Here is a 19,773-nt window from a genome sequence, read left to right on the forward strand (position 1 = left end):
GAGCGCGTGCGATGCGTCAATGTGCGAACGCGATGAACTGCGAGTCCACGCTCAAACAGCGTTGGCCTCGCGCGTTAGTGCGGATCGCGTTGTGCGTGCTGTTGATCGGCGAACCGCTCGCCGCGCACGCACTGCCGACTTTCGACGACGTCCGCACCGAATGGCGCAGTTCCGACTGGCTGCTGCTGTCGCGCGACGGCGTGCCGCTGCAACGCACGCGCATCGACCGGACCGAGCGGCGCGGCGACTGGGTCGCGCTCGCGGACGTGTCGCCCGCGCTGCGCGAAGCGATCGTCGTGTCGGAAGACAAGCGCTTTTACGAACATAGCGGCGTCGACTGGCGCGGCGCTGCGGCGGCCGCTTGGGCGAACCTGTGGAACACGCGCACGCGCGGCGCGTCGACGGTCACGATGCAGCTAACGGGTCTGCTCGATGACGAGCGGGAGCGTTCGGGCCAGCGTTCGATCGCGCAGAAGGCCAATCAGGCCGTGAGCGCGCTGTGGCTCGAACGCACGTGGCGCAAGGATCAGATTCTCGAAGCGTATCTGAACCTCGTGCCGTTTCGCGGTGAGACGATCGGTCTGTCCGCGCTGTCGACCACGCTGTTCGGCAAGTCGCCGTCGGGTCTCGACGAACGCGAAGCCGCCGTCGCCGCCGCCTTGATCCGCGCGCCGAACGCGCCGTACACGAAGGTCAGCGACCGCGCGTGCCGCATCCTGCGCGACATGAAAGCGCCCGAGCGCTGCGCGAATCTCACGGCGTTCGTGCAACTGGCGTTCGCGCGCCCTGCTCCCGCGCTGCTGTCCGTGTCGCCCGATGCGCCGACGCTCGCGCCGCACATCGCGCGTCGCATCGCGAGCGAAATGCATCCTGTAGCGGGCACGCGCGTGACCAGCACGCTCGACGCAAAATTGCAGCGGTTCGCCAGCGACACGCTCACGCGCACGCTCGTCGAACTCAACGCGCCCGCGCATCCGCGCAACGTGCACGACGGCGCTGTGGTCGTGCTCGATAACGCGACGGGCGACGTGCTCGCGTGGGTCGGCTCGTCGGGCGGATTGTCGGGCGCGCGCGATGTCGATGCCGTGCTCGCGCGCCGCCAGGCGGGCTCGACGTTGAAGCCCTTCCTGTATGCGCAGGCCATCGACGAACGGCGGCTCACCACGGCATCGCTGCTCGACGACGCGCCGCTCGATCTCCCGGCAGGCGGCGGCCTCTACATTCCGCAGAACTACGACAAGGACTTCAAGGGCTGGGTGAGCGTGCGCACGGCGCTCGGCTCGTCGCTGAACGTGCCCGCCGTGCGCACGCTGGTGATGGTCACGCCGCACCGGTTCGCGAAGACGCTCACCGCGCTCGGCCTTCCGCTCGATCAGAGCGGCGACTATTACGGCTATTCGCTCGCGCTCGGCAGCGCGGACGTGACGCTGCTGTCGCTGACCAACGCGTATCGCGCGCTCGCCAACGGCGGCGTGGCCGCGCCGACCGTCGATGTCCTGCGGCGCCCGTCGTCGCCCGTGGCAACGCAAACGCAACGCGTCTTCAGCGGCGACGCGAGCTACGTCATCACGACCGTTCTGTCGGACAACAACGCGCGCACGCGCACGTTCGGCTTCGACAGCCCGCTCGCGACGCGCTTTTTCTCGGCCGTGAAAACGGGCACCAGCAAGGATATGCGCGACAACTGGACGATCGGCTATACGTCGCGTTACACGGTCGGCGTGTGGGTCGGCAATGCGGACGGCCAGCCGATGTGGGACGTATCCGGCGTCACGGGCGCCTCGCCCATCTGGGCGGCTGTCGTCGGCTATCTGCACCGGCGCGTGCCGAGCGTCGGGCCGCGCGCGCCCGCAGGAGTCGTGCAAACGCGCGTGACCTTCGACGGCAATATCGAGCCCGCGCGCAACGAGTGGTTCGTCAGCGGCACGCAGACGCCCGTTGTCGGGCTCGCGGCGAACGCCCATGCGGCCGACGAGGCAACGTCCGTTTCGCGCGCGTCGACGCGGCAAAGTGCGGCGGCGGCAAACGCCGCGCCGCGCATCGGCTCGCCCGCCGACGGCACGCTGTTCGCGCTCGATCCCGACATTCCCGCCGCGCGTCAGCGCATCGTGTTCGAGCGCGCAAGCGGCTCGTCCGGGCGCAGCAGCTGGCGGCTCGACGGCAAGCCGCTCGGCCGCGACGAGCGCGTGCTGTGGCTGCCGTGGCCGGGCCGTCACGTGCTCGAACTCGTCGATGCAGACGGCACGAGCGCCGATTCGGTGCATTTCGAAGTGCGCGGCGCAGCGGCACGCCGATCCACGCCGCCGAAATCTCCAACTCCTCTGACATCCACCCAGCAAGACCGCACTACGAACGGGCAAAACCTTTAAATTTGGTGAGCCCGCATTGTCTTGTCACGATTCGAACGGTATAAATCGGCCGATTCGCGCATCGTTGCGCGCTGCCCCGACTAAACAGGACAGTAAATTGTCCTATGCTTGAACGCAGTGCTTGCTCAAATGAAAGCGTCGTCCGTTCCGGCTACCTGTTTGCCCTCAATGGAGTGATTGCCATGTTGAAAAAGCTGTTGATGCTGTGCGTTGCGCTGGTGCTGTCGGTCTCAGCAGGATTTGCGGCCGCCGTCGAAGTCAATTCGGCCGATCAGGCCGCGCTCGAATCGGTCAAGGGCATCGGCCCCGTCCATGCGAAAGCGATCATCGACGAACGCACGAAGAACGGCCCGTTCAAGGACGCCGACGATCTCGCCAACCGGGTCAAGGGTATCGGCCAGAAGTCGGTGAAGAATCTCGAAGCAGCGGGCCTCACGATCAACGGCTCGTCCGCGCCGCCGTCGGGTGCGCCTGCGAAATCGACGGCTGCGACGACGTCAAAAGCAACAGCCGCGCCGGCTGCCACCACGACGCAAAACCCGATGCAAACGACAGCGCCCGCTGCCGCATCGGACGCGAAAGCATCGAAGTCGAAGAAGAAGAGCAAGGCCGACGCCGCTGCGGCGTCAGCGCCTGCGGCTATGGCGGCATCCGCACCCGCGATGGCGTCGGACACGACCGCTTCGAAGTCGAAGAAATCGAAGAAGAGCAAGGCTGCGTCCGCTGCATCGGGCGCATAAGGACGCGCAGTCCGTCAGCGTCCAGTGGCCGCACTGCCTGACGACCATTGGTGCCGCGTTTCGCGCGGCGTTTCGTTCCCTGCCGGCGCATGCTTCACGCACGACGCGCCGGCTTCTCAAGAGAGATTGTCATGAGCCTACTCGACACCCTCGGTTCCATGCTGGGCGGCGGTGAATCGCCGCAAGGCGGCGGCCAGGCGGCGCTGATGAGCGCCGCGCTCGAATTTATCAACAACCAGCCGGGCGGCCTGAACGGCCTGATCCAGCGCTTCCAGCAGAACGGCGCGGGCGACATCATCAACTCGTGGGTCGGCACGGGCGAGAACCAGCCGATCGCCGCCGACACGCTGCACAACGTGCTCGGCTCGGAAACCGTCGCCAACATGGCGGCGAAAGTCGGCGTCGAACCGTCGATGGTGACGGGCCTGCTGTCGCAAGTATTGCCGCATGTGGTCAACGCGGCGACGCCGAACGGCGAAGTGCCCGCCGACGGCAAAGTCGACGCAGGCGGCCTCTCCGGCGCGCTGGGCGCGCTTGGCCAGATCGCGGGCATGTTCGGCAACAAGAACGCCTGAGTTTCTTCTTAAGCAGCACGCAAAAAAGGGCAACGAATCGCTTCGTTGCCCTTTTTGATTTCGCTCCGGAGCGGTTGCGCCGTGTTTCGACGCACCGCTCTTTCACCGCTTAGTGCACCACGCGGTCGAACACCAGCTTGCCGTTGTCCACTTCGACGGGGATCACGTCCTTCGGACCGAACTTCCCGGCCAGAATCAGCTTCGCGACCGGGTTTTCGATCTCCTGCTGGATCGCGCGCTTCAACGGCCGAGCGCCGAACAGCGGGTCGTAGCCGACCTTGCCGATCAGTTCCAACGCCGCATCCGACACGACCAGTTGCATGTCGAGCTTCGCGAGCCGCTCGTGCACGCGCTCCAGCTGGATCTTCGCGATCGACTGGATGTTCGAGCGATCGAGCGCATGGAACACGACCACATCGTCGATCCGGTTCAGGAATTCCGGCCGGAAATGCAGCTTCACTTCTTCCCAGACGGCGTCCTTCACGGCGTCCTGCGGCTCGCCGACCATCGACTGGATCACTTGCGAACCAAGGTTCGACGTCATCACGATCACCGTGTTCTTGAAGTCGACCGTGCGGCCCTGGCCGTCCGTCATGCGGCCGTCGTCGAGCACCTGCAGCAGCACGTTGAAGACGTCCGGGTGCGCCTTCTCGATTTCGTCGAGCAGGATCACGCTGTACGGCTTGCGGCGGACCGCTTCCGTCAGATAGCCGCCTTCCTCGTAACCGACATAGCCCGGCGGCGCGCCGATCAGACGCGCGACGCTGTGCTTCTCCATGAACTCGCTCATGTCGATGCGGATGAGGTGATCTTCCGCGTCGAACAGGAACGCCGCGAGCGCCTTGCACAGTTCCGTCTTGCCGACGCCCGTCGGCCCGAGGAACAGGAACGAGCCATACGGACGATTCGGATCCGACAGACCGGCACGCGAACGGCGGATCGCGTCGGCCACGGCGCTGATCGCTTCATCCTGACCGACCACGCGCTGATGCAGCTTTTCTTCGATCTGCAGCAGCTTTTCGCGCTCGCCCTGCATCATCCGCGACACAGGAATGCCCGTTGCGCGCGACACGACTTCCGCGATTTCCTCCGCACCGACCTGCGTGCGCAAGAGACGCGGACGCGTCGGATTGCTCTGCTCTTCCGCCTCGGCCTTCGTGACCGCCTTCAGTTGCTGCTCGAGTTGCGGCAGCTTGCCGTATTGCAGTTCGGCGACCTTCTCCAGCTTGCCTTCACGCTGCAGACGCGTGATTTCCGCGCGCGTCTTCTCGATCTCTTCCTTCAACTGCGCGCTGCCCTGCACGGCCGCTTTTTCCGCCGTCCAGATTTCTTCGAGATCCGAATATTCGCGATCCAGCCGCTCGATTTCTTCCTCGATCAGCTGCAGACGCTTCTGCGACGCCTCGTCCTTCTCCTTCTTGACCGCTTCGCGCTCGATCTTCAGCTGGATGCGTCGACGGTCGAGCCGGTCCATCTCCTCGGGCTTCGAGTCGATTTCCATCTTGATCTTCGACGCCGCTTCGTCGATCAGGTCGATCGCCTTGTCCGGCAGGAAACGATCGGTGATGTAGCGATGCGACAGTTCCGCCGCGGCGACGATGGCCGGATCGGTGATATCGACGCCGTGGTGCAGCTCATAGCGTTCCTGCAAGCCGCGCAGAATCGCGATGGTCGCCTCGACGCTCGGTTCGTCGACGAGCACTTTCTGGAAGCGGCGCTCCAGCGCGGCATCCTTCTCGATGTACTTGCGGTATTCGTCGAGCGTGGTCGCGCCGACGCAATGCAGTTCGCCGCGCGACAACGCCGGCTTCAGCATGTTGCCGGCGTCCATCGCGCCTTCCGCCTTGCCCGCGCCGACCATCGTGTGAATCTCGTCGATGAAGACGATGGTCTGGCCTTCGTCCTTCGCGATGTCGTTCAACACGGCCTTCAGGCGTTCTTCGAACTCGCCGCGATACTTCGCGCCCGCGAGCAGCGCCGCCATGTCGAGCGACAGCACGCGCTTGCCCTTCAGCGTTTCGGGCACTTCGCCGTTGACGATGCGCTGCGCGAGACCTTCGACGATCGCCGTCTTGCCGACGCCCGGCTCGCCGATCAGCACCGGATTGTTCTTCGTGCGGCGCTGGAGGATCTGGATAGAACGGCGGATTTCGTCGTCGCGGCCGATCACCGGGTCGAGCTTGCCCGCACGGGCGCGCTCGGTCAGGTCGATCGTGTATTTCTTCAGCGCTTCGCGCTGGCTTTCGGCGTCCTGGCTGTGCACCTGCGCGCCGCCGCGCACGGCGACGATCGCCGCTTCGAGCGACTTGCGCGACAGACCGTGCTCGCGCGCGAGACGCCCGGCTTCGCCTTTGTCGTCAGCGACGGAGAGCAGGAACATTTCGCTCGCGATGTAGGTGTCGTTGAGCTTCTGTGCTTCCTTGTCTGCCTGGTTCAACAGGCCCGTCAGATCGCGGCCGATCTGCACGTTGCCGTCCGTGCCCTGCACCTGCGGCAGACGCGTGATCGCGTCGGCCAGCGCGGTTTGCAGCGCCTGCACGTGGACGCCGGCGCGCGCCAGCAACGAGCGCGCGGAGCCGTCCTGCTGCGCGACGAGCGCGGCAAGCAGGTGAACGGGCTCGATGTACTGATTGTCATGGCCCACGGCGAGGCTTTGCGCGTCGGCTAGCGCTTCCTGGAATTTAGTGGTGAGTTTGTCGATTCTCATCAAGCGACCTCCAATTTCGATTACCACCAAAATGAGGCGTTTTATTTGGGTTTCAAGCGCTTTTTTGAACGAAGAAGAGAGAATTTGCGCGCGGTTCGTACGAACGTACAGGTCGCGAGGACAGCGTGGGGACACCGGTCAGTGTAGTCCGGCGTTGGGTCGGGCGGAAGGAAGGCAGCGGGCGTGAGAACACGCGGCGCGGCGGCACAAAGGGACGGGCTCGCCCGCGCGCCTGTGAGATTTCAGGCGTCCTGGCCGTGGCACGGGGCGCCCGTTTCCAGCTGGTAACTCAAGTCCCCGTCGACGCAACGGGCACGATTGGCACGACGACGGCTGACGGCTTGAGCCCGAGCAGCGACATCAACGGCGAAGCGGGCTCGGCGATATCGCGGATCGTATAGCTGTCGAGTTCGCGGAAAAAAGCATCGCGCGCCGATTCGAGCACGCTCTTGAGTCTGCATTGCGACTGAATGACACACTCGCGGTGCGCCCCGCTCGCATCGACGCCGTTGAAGCAGGGAACCAGTGCGAAGTCGCTCTCGGCCGCCCGCACCACTTCGCCGACCGTCAGCGCCGACGAGTGCTCGTACAGACGCAAACCGCCGTTGCGCCCGCGCACGGTTTCGACCCAGCCGAGTTCGGCGAGCCGCTGAACCACCTTCATCAGATGGTTCTTCGATATCCCATAAGCGTCGGAGATGTCTTGTATCGTTGCCAGTCCTTCGGATCGAACTGCGAGGTATAGCAGCACGCGCAGCGAGTAATCGGTATAGTCTGTGAGTCTCATTGAAAGGCAAAATCGCGACGGAGACGGCATGCGGAATGTTCACGCCAGCTCCACTAACGCCTGTACTGCAGCGTGCAATAACATGCCTTCAAAACACATCTTATTGCCGCATGTATCTCGTTATTTCGCGTAACTATAAACGGTAACTTTCGTTTGAAGCGCATTTTTTTCTGAGATTAATAAACGCCCTTCCAACGTTTGTGTCTGCGCAATTCGCGCGACTCACTTTTGTTCCAGATATGAAGTCTGAAATTACCGCTGATATTCCCGCCGTTGTCCGTCTCGACCCGCGTTATGCCGATCCCACGGAAGACAATATCCGTGAACTCGTCTATGCGTTCTACGATCGCGTGCGCGCCGACGCGCTGCTCGGCCCCGCCTTCGAACAGAAGCTCGCGGGACGCTGGGACGAGCATCTGCCGAAAATGTGCGTGTTCTGGGGATCGCTGGTGCTGGGCGCGAAGCAGTATCGGGGCAACGTGCAACAGGCGCATATGCCGCTGGAGGGGCTTGAGCCGCGCCATTTCAGCCGCTGGCTGTATCTGTTCCTGGACACGGTCGAGTCACGCTACGAGCCCGCCGCCGCCGTCCGTTTCATGGAACCGGCGCTGCGTATCGCGCAGAGCCTGCAGTTGAGCAAGTTCGGCTGGGACTACCAGATTCCTGCCGAGCAGCAGGCGCTGCTGGAGCGCATCGCGCCTCGCCGCCGCCCGCGCGACGAACACGAAGCCGAGCATGCGCGGCCGCGCGGCGAGCCGTTTCCGGCCAAAATCATCGGCAAATCGCGCGATGATGATTGAGTGTCGCGATTGAGTGAGACTAACGCGAGCGATTTAACAATTGCCATCCGGCAATCGCAATTTGACATGTGAAGCCGATAATCGCGTCAACGTTATTTTTTTGAAGCGTTCAATGAATAACGTTTAATCGGCTTTCGAATTGAGCGATTCGAGTCCCCAACGCGCGAGTGCTTCATCGTCGGTGACGCGCGCGTCGACCCAGCGTTCGCCGCTTTCGGTTTTTTCTTTTTTCCAGAACGGCGCCTGGGTTTTCAGGTAGTCCATCACGAATTCGCACGACGCGAACGCATTCCCGCGATGCTTCGACGTCGTCGCGACCAGCACGATCTGGTCGAGCGGCATCAATTTGCCGACGCGGTGCACGATCAGCACTTCGGTACCCGGCCAGCGCTCGCGTGCCGCCTCGACGATCGCTTCCAGCGACTTCTCCGTCATGCCCGGATAGTGTTCGAGCTCCATCGTCTCGACGGTTTCGCCTTCGTTGATGTCGCGCACCGTGCCGACGAAGCACGCGACGGCGCCCACCTTCGGATTCTGCGCACGCAACGCGGCCACTTCCGTCGACAGGTCGAAATCTTCAGTCTGAACGCGCACGGTCATCGTTCGATCCTCATAGACGGTTCAGCCGCCCGTGACGGGCGGGAAGAACGCAACTTCGCAGCCGTCGGTGATGCGCGTGCCCGCGTCCGTCATGATGTGATTGCACGCCATGCGCAGCGCGCGCCCTTCCGCGAGCGTCTCCGCCCACACGCCGCCGCGCACGCGCAGCCACGCGCGCACGTCGCCGACGGTCGCGATACCTTCCGGCAGGTCCACGGCTTCATCGGAACGGCCGAGCGCTTCACGCACGCTCGCAAAATATTTCAGCTGGATCTTCATCGTGCAGTTCTGCAATTAATTCAGCAATTCGGAAAACGGGATGAAGCGCACGGTCTCGCCGGCGCTGATCGTGTGATTCGGCGGATTGTCGATCAGCCCGTCGCCCCAGACGGTCGACGTCAGCACAGCCGAACTCTGGTTCGGGAACAGATCGAGACCGCCCGCGGCGTTCACGCGTGCGCGCAGGAATTCGTTGCGGCGATCGCCCTTGTGCTGCGTGAAATCGGCGCGCAGCGAGAGCGCGCGCGGCGTCACCGTACGCACGCCCGCGAGACGCAGCAGGAACGGCCGCACGAACAGCAGGAATGTGACGAACGTTGAGACTGGATTGCCCGGCAGGCCGATGAAGAACGTCTCGCCGGAGTTGTCCTGATCTTCTGCGCGCCGGATCGCGCCGAACGCGAGCGGCTTGCCGGGCTTCATCGCGATCTGCCACATCGACAGACGCCCTTCCGCCTCGACGGCGGGCTTCACGTGATCTTCCTCGCCCACCGATACGCCGCCGCACGTCAGGATCAGATCATGCGCCTGAGCGGCTTCGCGCAGCGTATTGCGGGTTGCATCGAGCTTGTCGGGCACGATGCCGTAATCGGTCACCTCGCAGCCGAGCTTGTGCAGCAAACCCGTCAACGTGAAGCGATTCGAGTTGTAGATGGCGCCCGGCGCGAGCGGCTCGCCGGGCATCGTCAGTTCGTCGCCGGTGAAAAACACGGCGACTTTCACGCGCCGCACGACCTCAAGATTCGCGCAACCGACCGACGCCACCAGCCCGAGCGCCTGCGGCGAGAGCCGCGTGCCGGCGGGCAGAATGGTCGCGCCCTTGTGGATGTCCGCGCCCTGTTGCGTGATCCATTCGCCCGCTTTCGGCGTGTGCAGGATCGTCACTTCGTCGCCGGCGGCTTCCGTCTGTTCCTGCATCACGATGGCATCGGCGCCGGGCGGCACCGTCGCACCGGTGAAGATGCGCGCGGCCGTGCCCTCGGCGAGCGGCTGCGGCGCGTGCCCGGCCGGAATCCGCTGCGAAATGGGCAGACGCCGTTCGCCTTGCGACAGTTCGGCGACGCGCACCGCGTAGCCGTCCATCGAACTCGTGTTCATCGGCGGGACGTCGAGTGGCGAGACGACGTCGGTGGCCAGAACGCGGTTGGTGGCGTCGAGGGTCGACAGCGTTTCGGTGCCGTCGATCTGCACGGCGGCGCCGAGCAGCGTCGCGAGCGCGTCGGCTGTCGAGAGCATGGGCGCGCGGGGGGCTGCTGGCTGTCCGGGCGGCGCCGGAGGCTTGGGGGTGGACATCGTTCGGTTTTTAGAGCGATTCGGAAAGAATCCATTGTAGCGGGAGGGCGCCTGGGCGGCGCGGTGGGGTTTTTTGCTGCATTGGCATCCGCGAATTCGTAGCGGTGCTGCATGCGTTGCCCCTGTGCGGGGCGGCACCTACTTTTCTTTGCAGCGGCAAAGAAAAGTAGGCAAAAGAAAGCCGCTTCAAACCTCCGGTGCCCGCCAGGATAACACCACGGCACACGGTCTCTGAGTTCTCGCGCAGCGACGCAAACTCTCCGTAGAAAGCCCGCAGTCAGGCGCGCGCGGCGCGAAAGATGACATCTACTTGGGGCACATTCGGTCGGCTTGTATTTGTGTGTTTGCCGTCGGAGTGATTGCGGTGGTATGTGCTCCGGATTGTGTGTGGAGTTTTCGCGCTGTGCGCGGTTGACTGCGGGCTTTCTACGGAGTGCGGAGGTCGCTGCGCGATAGCTCAAAGAACATGTGCCGAAGCGGTATCCGGGCGGGCACCGGAGGTACAAAAGCGGCTTTCTTTTGCCTACTTTTCTTTGCCGCTGCAAAGAAAAGTAGGTGCCGCCCCGCACAGGGGCAACGCATGAAGTACAGAAACGAAATCGCGGATGCCAGCGCAGCAAAAAGCAAAAAACCGAACCGATCACCGAGTATGCGCAGCAACAAACTCCTTAACCCGCTGCGCATCATTGGGCAGCACCTCAAACCGTTGAGGCAAACTCTCGAGCCCACTGAACGCCGCCGGACGCTCCGGCTCACGCTCCAGCGCTTCGCGAATCGTCTCGCCGAACTTGATCGGCTGCGCGGTCTCCAGCACCACCATCGGCACACCCGCCTGCAGATGCTCGCGCGCGACCTTCACGCCATCGGCAGTATGCGTATCGATCATCGTGTCATACCGCTGGAACACGTCGCGGATCGTATCGACGCGATCGTCGTGATCGCTACGTCCCGACACGAAACCGAACTGCTGCACGCGCGCGAAATCGCCGCTCGCCTGCAAGTCGAAACCGCCCTTCTCTTCGACATCGCGGAACAGTTGCAGCACGCGCTTCGGATCGCGCCCGAGCAGATCGAACACGAAACGCTCGAAGTTCGACGCCTTCGAAATGTCCATGCTCGGGCTGCTCGTGTGATACGTCTCCGCCGACTTGCGCACGCGATAAATCCCCGTGCGGAAAAACTCGTCGAGCACGTCGTTTTCGTTCGTCGCAACGACCAGCTTTTCGATCGGCAAGCCCATCATGCGCGCGATGTGTCCCGCGCACACGTTGCCGAAGTTGCCCGACGGCACCGTGAACGACACGCGCTCGTCGTTGCTCTTCGTCGCCGCGAAATAGCCCTTGAAGTAGTACACGACCTGCGCGACCACGCGCGCCCAGTTGATCGAGTTCACCGTGCCGATCTTCTGCTGCGCCTTGAATGCGTGATCGTTCGACACCGCCTTGACGATGTCCTGGCAATCGTCGAACACACCTTCCACAGCGATGTTGAAGATGTTCGGATCCTGCAGCGAATACATCTGCGCGGTCTGGAACGCGCTCATCTTCTTGTGCGGCGACAGCATGAAGACACGAATGCCCTTCTTGCCGCGCATCGCGTATTCGGCGGCGCTGCCCGTGTCGCCGGACGTCGCGCCGAGAATGTTCAGCGTTTCGCCGTGCTTCGCGAGCGTGTACTCGAACAGGTTGCCGAGCAACTGCATCGCCATGTCCTTGAACGCGAGCGTCGGACCGTTCGACAGTTCGAGCAGCGACAGCGGCGCGCCGTTCTCGACGCCAAGCGTCTTGAGCGGCGTGATCTGCGCGGCATTCTCTTCGTCGCGCACGTTGCAGTACGTCTGCGCGGTGTACGTGCGGCGCGTCAGTTCGCGCAGATCGTCGGCGGGAATGTCGTCGCTGAACTTGCGCAGGATTTCGAACGCGAGATCCGCGTACGACAGCGTGCGCCAGCGCGCGAGTTCATCCGCCGAGACCTTCGGATACTCGTTCGGCAGATACAGGCCGCCATCCTTCGCGAGACCGCCGAGCAGGATGTCGGAAAACGTATGGCGCTCGCCGATGCCGGCGCCGCGCGTGGAAATGTAGTTCATGAGCTTGCCTCGTTACGTGTGTGCGGTGCGTCAGTCCAGCGCTTCCATGCGCAGCTTCGTCACCTTCGACACGACCGTCTTCAGCGCCTCGATATTCGCGATCGCCGCGTTGACGTTCTTTTCGACCGTCTCGTGCGTGATCAGAATGATGTCCGTCTCGCCCTTCTTCGACGCGTCGACGTGCTCCGATTCCTTCTGCAGCAGCGCGTCGATCGAGATGCCCGTGTCGGCCAGGATACGCGTGATGTCGGCCAGCACGCCCGTCACGTCGGCGACGCGCAGACGCAGGTAATAGCCGCTCGTCACTTCGTCGATCGGCAGGATCGGCGTGTTCGACAGACGGTCCGGCTGGAACGCCAGATGCGGCACGCGATGCTCGGGGTCAGCCGTATGCAGGCGCGTCACGTCGACGAGATCGGCGACCACGGCGGAAGCCGTCGGCTCCGCGCCCGCGCCCTTGCCGTAGTACAGCGTCGCGCCGACTGCATCGCCACGCACCACCACCGCATTCATCGCGCCTTCCACATTGGCGAGCAACCGCTTGGCCGGAATCAGCGTGGGATGCACGCGAAGTTCGATGCCTTGATCGGCGCGTCGCGCGATGCCCAGCAGCTTGATCCGATAACCGAGTTCTTCCGCATACTTGATATCGATCGCGGCCAGCTTGCTGATGCCTTCCACATAGGCCTTGTCGAACTGCACGGGCACGCCGAACGCGATCGCGCTCATGATCGTGGCCTTGTGCGCGGCGTCGACGCCTTCGATGTCGAAAGTCGGGTCCGCTTCCGCGTAGCCGAGTTCCTGCGCGGCCTTCAGCGCCGTCGCAAAGTCGAGGCCGCGGTCGCGCATCTCCGACAGGATGTAGTTCGTCGTGCCGTTGATGATGCCCGCGATGTACTGGATGCGGTTCGCCGTGAGGCCTTCGCGCAGCGCCTTGATGATCGGGATGCCGCCCGCGACGGCCGCTTCGAACGCGACCATCACGCCCTTCGCGCGCGCCGCCTCGAAAATTTCCGTGCCGTGCACGGCGAGCAGCGCCTTGTTGGCTGTGACGACATGCTTGCCGTTGCCGATCGCGCGCAGCACGAGTTCGCGCGCAATGCCCGTGCCGCCGATCATCTCGGCGACGATATCAATCGACGGATCGTCGACGACCGAGCCGAAGTCATCGGTGATCGCCACCGTGCCCGCTTCGTTGCCGAGCGCGGCCGTCGCCTTGGCGGGATTGCGCACGGCAATGCGCGCAATCTCGATGCCGCGGCCCGCGCGTCGGTTGATTTCTTCCTGGTTGCGGCGCAGTACCGTGAAGGTGCCGCTGCCTACCGTGCCGAAGCCCAGCAGTCCAACTTTGATCGGTTCCATGCAGCGTGTATTTCGAGTGAGTGATTGGTAAATCGGTTCGGGCGCGATGGTCTGCGCTCAGGCCGCGTGGCGTTTGCGATAGCCGTCGAGGAAACGCGCGATCCGGTTGATCGAATCGGCGAGATCGTCGATGTTCGGCAGGAACACGACGCGGAAATGATCCGGCGTCTTCCAGTTGAAGCCGCTGCCCTGCACGAGCAGCACGCGCTCTTCCAGCAACAGATCGAGAATGAACTGCTGGTCGTTTTCGATCGGGTACATCTTCGGATCGAGGCGCGGGAACATGTACAGCGCGGCCTCGGGCTTCACGCAGGTCACGCCGGGAATGGCCGTCAGCATGTCGTACGCGAGTTCGCGCTGCTTGTAGAGGCGTCCACCCGGCGCGATCAGTTCGTTGATGCTCTGATAGCCGCCGAGCGCCGTCTGGATAGCATACTGGCCGGGCACGTTCGGGCACAGGCGCATCGACGCCAGAATGCCGAGTCCTTCGAAGTAGTCCTTCGCGCGGCGGCGGTTCTCGCCCGTCAGGCCCGACACCCACATCCAGCCCGCGCGATAGCCACACGAACGGTAGCTCTTCGACAGGCTGTTAAACGTGACGGTGAGCACGTCTTCCGACAGCGACGCCATCGACGTGTGCGTCTTGCCGTCGTAGACGATCTTGTCGTAGACCTCGTCCGCGAAGATCACGAGGCCGTGCTGGCGCGCGATCTCGATCAGGCCGAGCAGCAGTTCGTCGGAATACAGCGCGCCCGTCGGGTTGTTCGGGTTGATGACGACGAGCGCCTTCGTGTTCGGCGTGATTTTCGCGCGGATATCGTCGAGGTCGGGCATCCACGCGTTCGACTCGTCACAGATGTAATGGATGGGCGTGCCGCCCGACAGGCTCACGCCCGCCGTCCACAGCGGATAGTCGGGCGCGGGCAGCAGCACTTCGTCGCCGTCGTTCAGCAGCGCCTGCAGCGCCATCACGATCAGCTCGGACGCGCCGTTGCCGATGTAGATGTCGTCCAGTTCGACGCCCACGACCTTCTTCTGCTGCGCGTAATGCATGATCGCCTTGCGCGCGGCGAACACGCCCTTCGAATCCGAGTAACCCGACGATTCCGGCAGGTTGCGGATCATGTCCTGGATGATCTCGTCCGGCGCGTCGAAGCCGAACGGCGCCAGATTGCCGATGTTCAGCTTGATGATGCGATGGCCTTCCTCTTCGAGGCGCTTCGCATGTTCGAGAACGGGCCCGCGAATGTCGTAGCAGACGTTCAACAGCTTGTTGGATTTGAGTATCGGTTTCACGACGGGCACTTCATCCTGGATAAATGAGCGGAACCACAGAGCTCTCGCCCCACGCAGCGGGCAAGCCATGAGAACGGGAACGGCGACAGCCGCGCGGCGCGGGCAGGCGCAGTGCATGATGCGGGACGTCGGCGGCGCGCGGCTGCAAGCTGCGTGGGCCTGGCAGGCGTTCGGATGGCGCCTCTGCCGACGCGTTCCGGGCACCCCACTGGCAACGGCGGGCGTAGTCGCCAGCCTGGCGGGCGCGGCTTGTGGCAGCGCGCAAACCTCGCGGGGAGCCGCCGGGCGGCTAAAAAGTTATAATTTAGCGGATTTTGGCCGACTTCCGCAATGCACCACGCAAGGCCGCGCAAGGCTCGGACACGAATTGCGTGCGTTCCTGACGCGCCTGTGGCATTGAACCCGGGCCTCTTCATGCCGGTCGAAACGCGACTGCATGTCTTACGACGACCACGGAAAACCAGTTTGAAATTACACCAGGATTCAAGCGGCGCCCTGAACACCGTCACGGGCTACGGCGCCGGCTACGTCGATATCAATCTCGTACGTCATTCGGGCAGCATCATCGTGCTGCCGGCGGGCCCCGTCATCAGCTGGCCGGTGTCGTCGTTCGAGGCCCTTTCGGCCGAACACTTCGCGCTTCTGATCGAGCCCGCGCCGGAAGTCGTCATCTTCGGCAGCGGCGAGCGTCTGCGCTTCCCGCATCCGCGCCTGACGGCCGCGCTCGCCGCAAACCGGATCGGCGTCGAGACGATGGATTTCAAGGCCGCTTGCCGCACGTACAACATCCTGATGGCGGAAGGCCGCAAGGTCGCGGCCGCGCTGCTGATCGAGAGCTAGACGCGGCGTTCTGCGCGCCCCGAACGGCGCGGCACCGCGGTTTTGGCTTGGGTGTCTTACGAATCAAGTACACTGCGCGCCTGCGTGGGCTCGCGCGCCCTTTGCGCTGTCTGCGCATGGCCTTCGCGCCGATCGGCGTGCGCCCGCAAACGGACGCGGCAGCCGGGCCCGCAGCCCGGTCGCCATAAGGTTGCGCTAAGGCTCTCGCAGGGACAATCCGCACCGGCGGGCAGCGCCGCGTCTCACGCGGAGCGGGCACATCGTGCACGACCCGCCTGCGCGCCGGCGGCACGCACGGTCGGGATTCGCGCTGAGCGCCGGCCCGACGCGCCGCAGCAACGGACACCTGTCCGAACGGTATAAGAAAGTAGCCGCGACAGCGGCGCCGACAAAGGTTGAAACAAACATGAACGACAAGCCGTCCGGGCTGACGCTCAATCGCACGACGGTCCTGCTGCTCGTGCTCACGCTCGCTGTGATCTGGTTCGTGCCGCTCGGCTGGCGGCACCTGCTGCCGAGCGACGAAGGCCGCTACGCGGAAATGGCGCGCGAGATGTTCCTTACGGGCGACTGGATCACGCCGCGCTACAACGGCTACAAGTACTTCGAGAAGCCGCCGCTGCAAACCTGGGCGAACGCGCTGTCGTTTGCATGGTTCGGCATCGGCGCGTGGCAGGCGCGCCTCTACACGGCGCTGACGGGCTTCGCCGGGGTGCTGCTGATCGGCTACACGGGCGCGCGGGTGTTCAACGTCGCGACGGGCTTCTTCGCCGCCGTCGTGCTGGCGAGCGCACCGTACTGGTATCTGATGGGCCACTTCAACACGCTCGACATGGGCCTGTCGTTCTGGATGGAACTGACGCTGTGCGGCTTGCTGCTCGCGCAGCGCCCGGGGCTCGCCGCGCGCGAGCAGCGACTGTGGATGTGGGCCGTGTGGGCGTCGATGGCGCTCGCGGTGCTGTCGAAGGGTCTGGTCGGTCTGATCCTGCCGGGCGCCGTGCTCGTGCTGTACACCATCATCGCGCGCGACTGGGCGCTCTGGAAGCGCCTGTATCTCGTGAGCGGGCTGATCGTGTTCTTCGCGGTCGTCACGCCGTGGTTCGTGCTCGTGCAGGATCGCAATCCCGAGTTCTTCAACTTCTTCTTCATCGTCCAGCAGTTCAGGCGCTATCTGACGCCCGAGCAGAACCGCCCCGGCGCGTGGTACTACTTCGTGCCCGTGATGCTGGTCGGCTTTCTGCCGTGGCTGTCCGTGACCGTGCAGAGCGCGCGGCACGCGCTGCGCATGCCGCGCCAGGCGAACGGCTTCGCGCCGATCACGCTGCTGTTCGTGTGGACGGCTTTCATCTTCCTGTTCTTCAGCGCCTCGCACTCGAAGCTGCTGTCATACACGCTGCCGATCGCGCCCGCGATCGCGCTGGTGATCGGCATGTATCTGCCCCTCGTCACGCGGGAGCAGTTTCACCGGCATCTGACGGGCTACGCGCTGTTTCTCGTCGCGGGCGGCTTCGGCGCGGTGTTTCTGGGGCGTCTCGGCGACGCGCGCAATCCGAACGCGCTCTACCTCGAATTCCGCAACTGGGTTTTCGCGGCGCTCGCCGTCGGGTTCGTCTTTACCGTCATCGCGATCTGGCTCAACCGGCGCCGGCAGATGGCCGCGGCCGGTGCGCTGAATGGTTCGGCGAATGGATCGACCGTCGCCCCGAGCGGGTCGCAGTCGACGGGCATCGTCGGCGCGGCAACGGCGTTCGGCATCGGCTGGGTGCTGCTCGCGACGATCGCGGGCACGGGCCACGACGCGTTCGGCCGGCTGTCGTCGGGCGCGCCGCTCGCGCCCGCGGTGAAGGCCGCGCTCGCGAAACTGCCCGCCGACACGCCGTTCTACTCGGTCGGCGTCCTCGATCACACGCTGCCGTTCTACGTCGGCCATACGACGATCATGGTCGAGCATGCCGACGAACTGGCGTTCGGCGTCTCCGTCGAGCCACAAAAATGGGTGCCGACGATCCCGCAATGGGTCGAGCGCTGGAAGGCCGACCGCTACGCGCTGGCGCTGATGTCGCCCGACCGCTACAAGGAGTTCAGCGCGCAGCATCTGCCGATGACCGTCGTCGCGCGCGACGCCCGCCGCGTGATCGTCGAAAAGCCGCTGTCCGGCGATGCGGGTGCAAACCCGGCCGCCGGTACGGGCGCCACGCAGCCCCAGCCCTGACCGCATTCTTCACCCGAACATCTCTTCGATGAACCCGATTTCCCTTTTCTGCATCCTCGCGGGCGTCGCGCTCAACGCGACGGCCCAATTGCTCCTGAAGGCCGGCACCAACGCCGTCGGCCACTTCGACTTCACGCTGTCGAACATCATCCCCATCGGCTGGCGGATCGCGACGCAGCTGCCCATCATCGGCGGGCTTGCCTGCTACGTGCTGAGCGTGGTCGTGTGGATCGTCGGGCTGTCGCGCGTGGACGTGTCGATCGCCTATCCGATGCTGTCGCTCGGCTACGTCGTGAACGCGTTCGCGGCGTGGTACCTGTTCGGCGAAGTGCTGTCGGCGCAACGGCTGATCGGCATCGGCGTGATTCTCGTCGGCGTGTTCATCGTCGCGCGCAGCTGACGCGCGAACCGCGCGCGGATGCTGTGGCTCTAGAGCTAAAGCCCTGGCAAGCTCGCGCAGGTCTGCTAATGTCTTCTGAATTGTTTCGAGCGCTGGACATTACAGCCGAAACCGCACATCATCGCCGCCGCGTTGCGCCGTGGAACACATGCGCGGCAATTAACACAGGCTCGGCGATAGAGTTTGACTAAAGCTCGCGCTTCGGGCTTTGTCAGGCGCTGTGGCCCGTGACCCTTTTTTATAGCGAACACAACCATCCATGACCCAGTCATCCGTTCCGTTTTTGCCGTTCGTGCGTCCTGAGATCGATGAAGAAACGATCAGCGGTGTAGTCGACGTGCTCCGCTCCGGCTGGATCACGACGGGCCCGCAGAACCAGGCGTTCGAAAAGGCGTTGTCGGAATACTGCGGCGGCCGCCCGGTGCGCACCTTCAACTCGGGCACGGCAACGCTGGAAATCGGTCTGCGTATCGCGGGCGTCGGCGCCGGCGACGAAGTCATCACGACGCCCGCGTCGTGGGTCGCGACGAGCAACGTGATCCTCGAAGTGGGCGCGACGCCCGTGTTCGTCGATATCGACCCCGTCACGCGCAACATCGATCTGGATCTGATGGAAAAGGCGATCACGCCGCGCACGAAGGCGATCATCCCGGTCTTCCTGTCCGGCCTGCCCGTCGACATGGACCGGCTCTACGCGATCGCCCGCGCGCACAAGCTGCGCGTGATCGAGGACGCCGCGCAGGCGTTCGGCGCGACGTGGAACGGCGAGCGCATCGGCAAGCTCGGCGACATCGTCTCGTTCAGCTTCCACGCGAACAAGAACCTGACGTCGATCGAAGGCGGCGCGCTGGTGCTAAACAACGAAGAGGAAGCTATCCTCGCGCAGAAGTACCGGCTGCAGGGCATCACGCGCACGGGCTTCGACGGCATGGATTGCGATCTGCTGGGCGGCAAGTACAACCTGACGGACGTCGCCGCGCGCGTCGGCCTCGGGCAGTTGCAGCATATCGAGCGCTTCCGCACGCAGCGCCACAAACTGGCGCGCGCATACTTTACGGGGTTCGAAGGCGGCGCTGCCGTCAAGCTCGGCATGGGGTTGCCGCTGGCGGACTTCGAGAACACCAACTGGCACATGTTCCTCATCACGCTGCCGCTCGCGCGCCTGTCAATCAGTCGCGCCGGCTTCATGGAACAGATGAAGGAACGCGGCATCGGCACGGGCATGCACTACCCGGCCATCCACCTGTTCTCGCTGTATCGCGCGATGGGTTACAAGGAAGGCATGTATCCGCATGCGGAGCACTACGGCGCGACCACGGTCACGCTGCCGCTCTTCACGCTGATGAATGAAGGCGATGTCGAGCGCGTCTGCCGCGCCGTCAACGAGACTTGCGAACAATACGGTCAATAAAGCGGAAATCCAG

The 19,773-nt window shown here is 64.0% G+C and carries 16 protein-coding genes; 8 read left to right on the top strand and 8 right to left on the bottom strand.

Going from position 1 to position 19,773, the window contains the following annotated elements; genetic code table 11:
* The first annotated feature begins 11 nt into the window (after window positions 1-11).
* The 3 genes from pbpC (at window position 12) to QEN71_RS22365 (ending at window position 3,684) form a co-directional block, all read left to right on the top strand.
* Entirely contained in the window at window positions 12-2,369 is a 2,358-nt protein-coding gene (gene pbpC / locus QEN71_RS22355) for a penicillin-binding protein 1C (RefSeq protein WP_377791236.1), read from the top strand.
* 182 nt (window positions 2,370-2,551) lie between these two features.
* Window positions 2,552-3,109 (top strand): ComEA family DNA-binding protein, encoded by a 558-nt coding sequence (locus tag QEN71_RS22360; RefSeq protein ID WP_201652125.1) that lies wholly within the window; start codon window positions 2,552-2,554, stop codon window positions 3,107-3,109.
* Window positions 3,110-3,240: 131 nt separating this feature from the next.
* The gene (locus QEN71_RS22365; RefSeq protein ID WP_201652123.1) at window positions 3,241-3,684 is read left to right on the top strand and encodes a YidB family protein; all 444 of its coding nucleotides are present in this window, start codon (window positions 3,241-3,243) and stop codon (window positions 3,682-3,684) included.
* Between the two features lie 109 nt (window positions 3,685-3,793).
* Here the strand turns inward: QEN71_RS22365 and clpB are convergent, their stop codons facing one another.
* Together clpB and QEN71_RS22375 are read right to left on the bottom strand one after the other, a co-directional pair.
* The gene (gene clpB / locus QEN71_RS22370) at window positions 3,794-6,391 is read right to left on the bottom strand and encodes an ATP-dependent chaperone ClpB (protein ID WP_201652121.1); all 2,598 of its coding nucleotides are present in this window, start codon (window positions 6,389-6,391) and stop codon (window positions 3,794-3,796) included.
* A gap of 289 nt (window positions 6,392-6,680) precedes the next feature.
* Window positions 6,681-7,178, bottom strand: coding sequence for an Rrf2 family transcriptional regulator (locus tag QEN71_RS22375; protein ID WP_201652119.1), 498 nt, complete (start codon window positions 7,176-7,178; stop codon window positions 6,681-6,683).
* Between the two features lie 239 nt (window positions 7,179-7,417).
* On the opposite strand from QEN71_RS22375, the gene QEN71_RS22380 reads away from it, so the two are divergent.
* Complete coding sequence (locus QEN71_RS22380) at window positions 7,418-7,978, top strand: group III truncated hemoglobin (RefSeq protein ID WP_201652117.1); 561 nt, start codon at window positions 7,418-7,420, stop codon at window positions 7,976-7,978.
* A 123-nt stretch (window positions 7,979-8,101) separates the two neighbouring features.
* On the opposite strand, the gene moaE is transcribed toward QEN71_RS22380, so the two are convergent.
* The 6 genes from moaE to QEN71_RS22410 form a co-directional block, all read right to left on the bottom strand.
* Entirely contained in the window at window positions 8,102-8,578 is a 477-nt protein-coding gene (gene moaE, locus QEN71_RS22385; protein ID WP_201652115.1) for a molybdopterin synthase catalytic subunit MoaE, read from the bottom strand.
* 21 nt (window positions 8,579-8,599) lie between these two features.
* Window positions 8,600-8,857, bottom strand: a complete 258-nt coding sequence (gene moaD, locus QEN71_RS22390; protein WP_201652113.1) for a molybdopterin converting factor subunit 1 — start codon at window positions 8,855-8,857, stop codon at window positions 8,600-8,602.
* Between the two features lie 15 nt (window positions 8,858-8,872).
* Entirely contained in the window at window positions 8,873-10,093 is a 1,221-nt protein-coding gene (locus QEN71_RS22395) for a molybdopterin molybdotransferase MoeA (protein ID WP_233471944.1), read from the bottom strand.
* Between the two features lie 697 nt (window positions 10,094-10,790).
* A complete protein-coding gene (gene thrC, locus QEN71_RS22400) occupies window positions 10,791-12,239 on the bottom strand; it encodes a threonine synthase (RefSeq protein WP_201652109.1) in 1,449 nt (482 codons plus the stop codon).
* Window positions 12,240-12,269: 30 nt separating this feature from the next.
* Window positions 12,270-13,601, bottom strand: coding sequence for a homoserine dehydrogenase (locus QEN71_RS22405; RefSeq protein ID WP_201652107.1), 1,332 nt, complete (start codon window positions 13,599-13,601; stop codon window positions 12,270-12,272).
* Window positions 13,602-13,658: 57 nt separating this feature from the next.
* A complete protein-coding gene (locus QEN71_RS22410) occupies window positions 13,659-14,906 on the bottom strand; it encodes a pyridoxal phosphate-dependent aminotransferase (RefSeq protein WP_290370823.1) in 1,248 nt (415 codons plus the stop codon).
* Window positions 14,907-15,362: 456 nt separating this feature from the next.
* Between QEN71_RS22410 and QEN71_RS22415 the strand changes: the two genes are divergently transcribed.
* The 4 genes from QEN71_RS22415 to QEN71_RS22430 all read left to right on the top strand — a co-directional run bounded on the left by QEN71_RS22415 (window position 15,363) and on the right by QEN71_RS22430 (window position 19,760).
* The gene (locus tag QEN71_RS22415; protein WP_201652103.1) at window positions 15,363-15,737 is read left to right on the top strand and encodes an Mth938-like domain-containing protein; all 375 of its coding nucleotides are present in this window, start codon (window positions 15,363-15,365) and stop codon (window positions 15,735-15,737) included.
* 406 nt (window positions 15,738-16,143) lie between these two features.
* Window positions 16,144-17,949, top strand: a complete 1,806-nt coding sequence (locus QEN71_RS22420) for a glycosyltransferase family 39 protein (RefSeq protein ID WP_201652101.1) — start codon at window positions 16,144-16,146, stop codon at window positions 17,947-17,949.
* 28 nt (window positions 17,950-17,977) lie between these two features.
* Window positions 17,978-18,349 (top strand): SMR family transporter, encoded by a 372-nt coding sequence (locus QEN71_RS22425; RefSeq protein ID WP_041763289.1) that lies wholly within the window; start codon window positions 17,978-17,980, stop codon window positions 18,347-18,349.
* Between the two features lie 259 nt (window positions 18,350-18,608).
* Window positions 18,609-19,760, top strand: coding sequence for a DegT/DnrJ/EryC1/StrS family aminotransferase (locus QEN71_RS22430; protein ID WP_201652099.1), 1,152 nt, complete (start codon window positions 18,609-18,611; stop codon window positions 19,758-19,760).
* The last annotated feature ends 13 nt before the right edge of the window (window positions 19,761-19,773 follow it).

The organism is Paraburkholderia sabiae (assembly GCF_030412785.1).
Taxonomy (GTDB): Bacteria; Pseudomonadota; Gammaproteobacteria; order Burkholderiales; family Burkholderiaceae; genus Paraburkholderia; species Paraburkholderia sabiae.

Coding starts and splice junctions, on each gene's coding strand:
- pbpC (WP_377791236.1), top strand. CDS start 12: ATGCGTCAATGTGCGAACGCGATGAACTGCGAGTCCACGCTCAAACAG.
- QEN71_RS22360 (WP_201652125.1), top strand. CDS start 2,552: ATGTTGAAAAAGCTGTTGATGCTGTGCGTTGCGCTGGTGCTGTCGGTC.
- QEN71_RS22365 (WP_201652123.1), top strand. CDS start 3,241: ATGAGCCTACTCGACACCCTCGGTTCCATGCTGGGCGGCGGTGAATCG.
- clpB (WP_201652121.1), bottom strand. CDS start 6,391: ATGAGAATCGACAAACTCACCACTAAATTCCAGGAAGCGCTAGCCGAC.
- QEN71_RS22375 (WP_201652119.1), bottom strand. CDS start 7,178: ATGAGACTCACAGACTATACCGATTACTCGCTGCGCGTGCTGCTATAC.
- QEN71_RS22380 (WP_201652117.1), top strand. CDS start 7,418: ATGAAGTCTGAAATTACCGCTGATATTCCCGCCGTTGTCCGTCTCGAC.
- moaE (WP_201652115.1), bottom strand. CDS start 8,578: ATGACCGTGCGCGTTCAGACTGAAGATTTCGACCTGTCGACGGAAGTG.
- moaD (WP_201652113.1), bottom strand. CDS start 8,857: ATGAAGATCCAGCTGAAATATTTTGCGAGCGTGCGTGAAGCGCTCGGC.
- QEN71_RS22395 (WP_233471944.1), bottom strand. CDS start 10,093: ATGCTCTCGACAGCCGACGCGCTCGCGACGCTGCTCGGCGCCGCCGTG.
- thrC (WP_201652109.1), bottom strand. CDS start 12,239: ATGAACTACATTTCCACGCGCGGCGCCGGCATCGGCGAGCGCCATACG.
- QEN71_RS22405 (WP_201652107.1), bottom strand. CDS start 13,601: ATGGAACCGATCAAAGTTGGACTGCTGGGCTTCGGCACGGTAGGCAGC.
- QEN71_RS22420 (WP_201652101.1), top strand. CDS start 16,144: ATGAACGACAAGCCGTCCGGGCTGACGCTCAATCGCACGACGGTCCTG.
- QEN71_RS22425 (WP_041763289.1), top strand. CDS start 17,978: ATGAACCCGATTTCCCTTTTCTGCATCCTCGCGGGCGTCGCGCTCAAC.
- QEN71_RS22430 (WP_201652099.1), top strand. CDS start 18,609: ATGACCCAGTCATCCGTTCCGTTTTTGCCGTTCGTGCGTCCTGAGATC.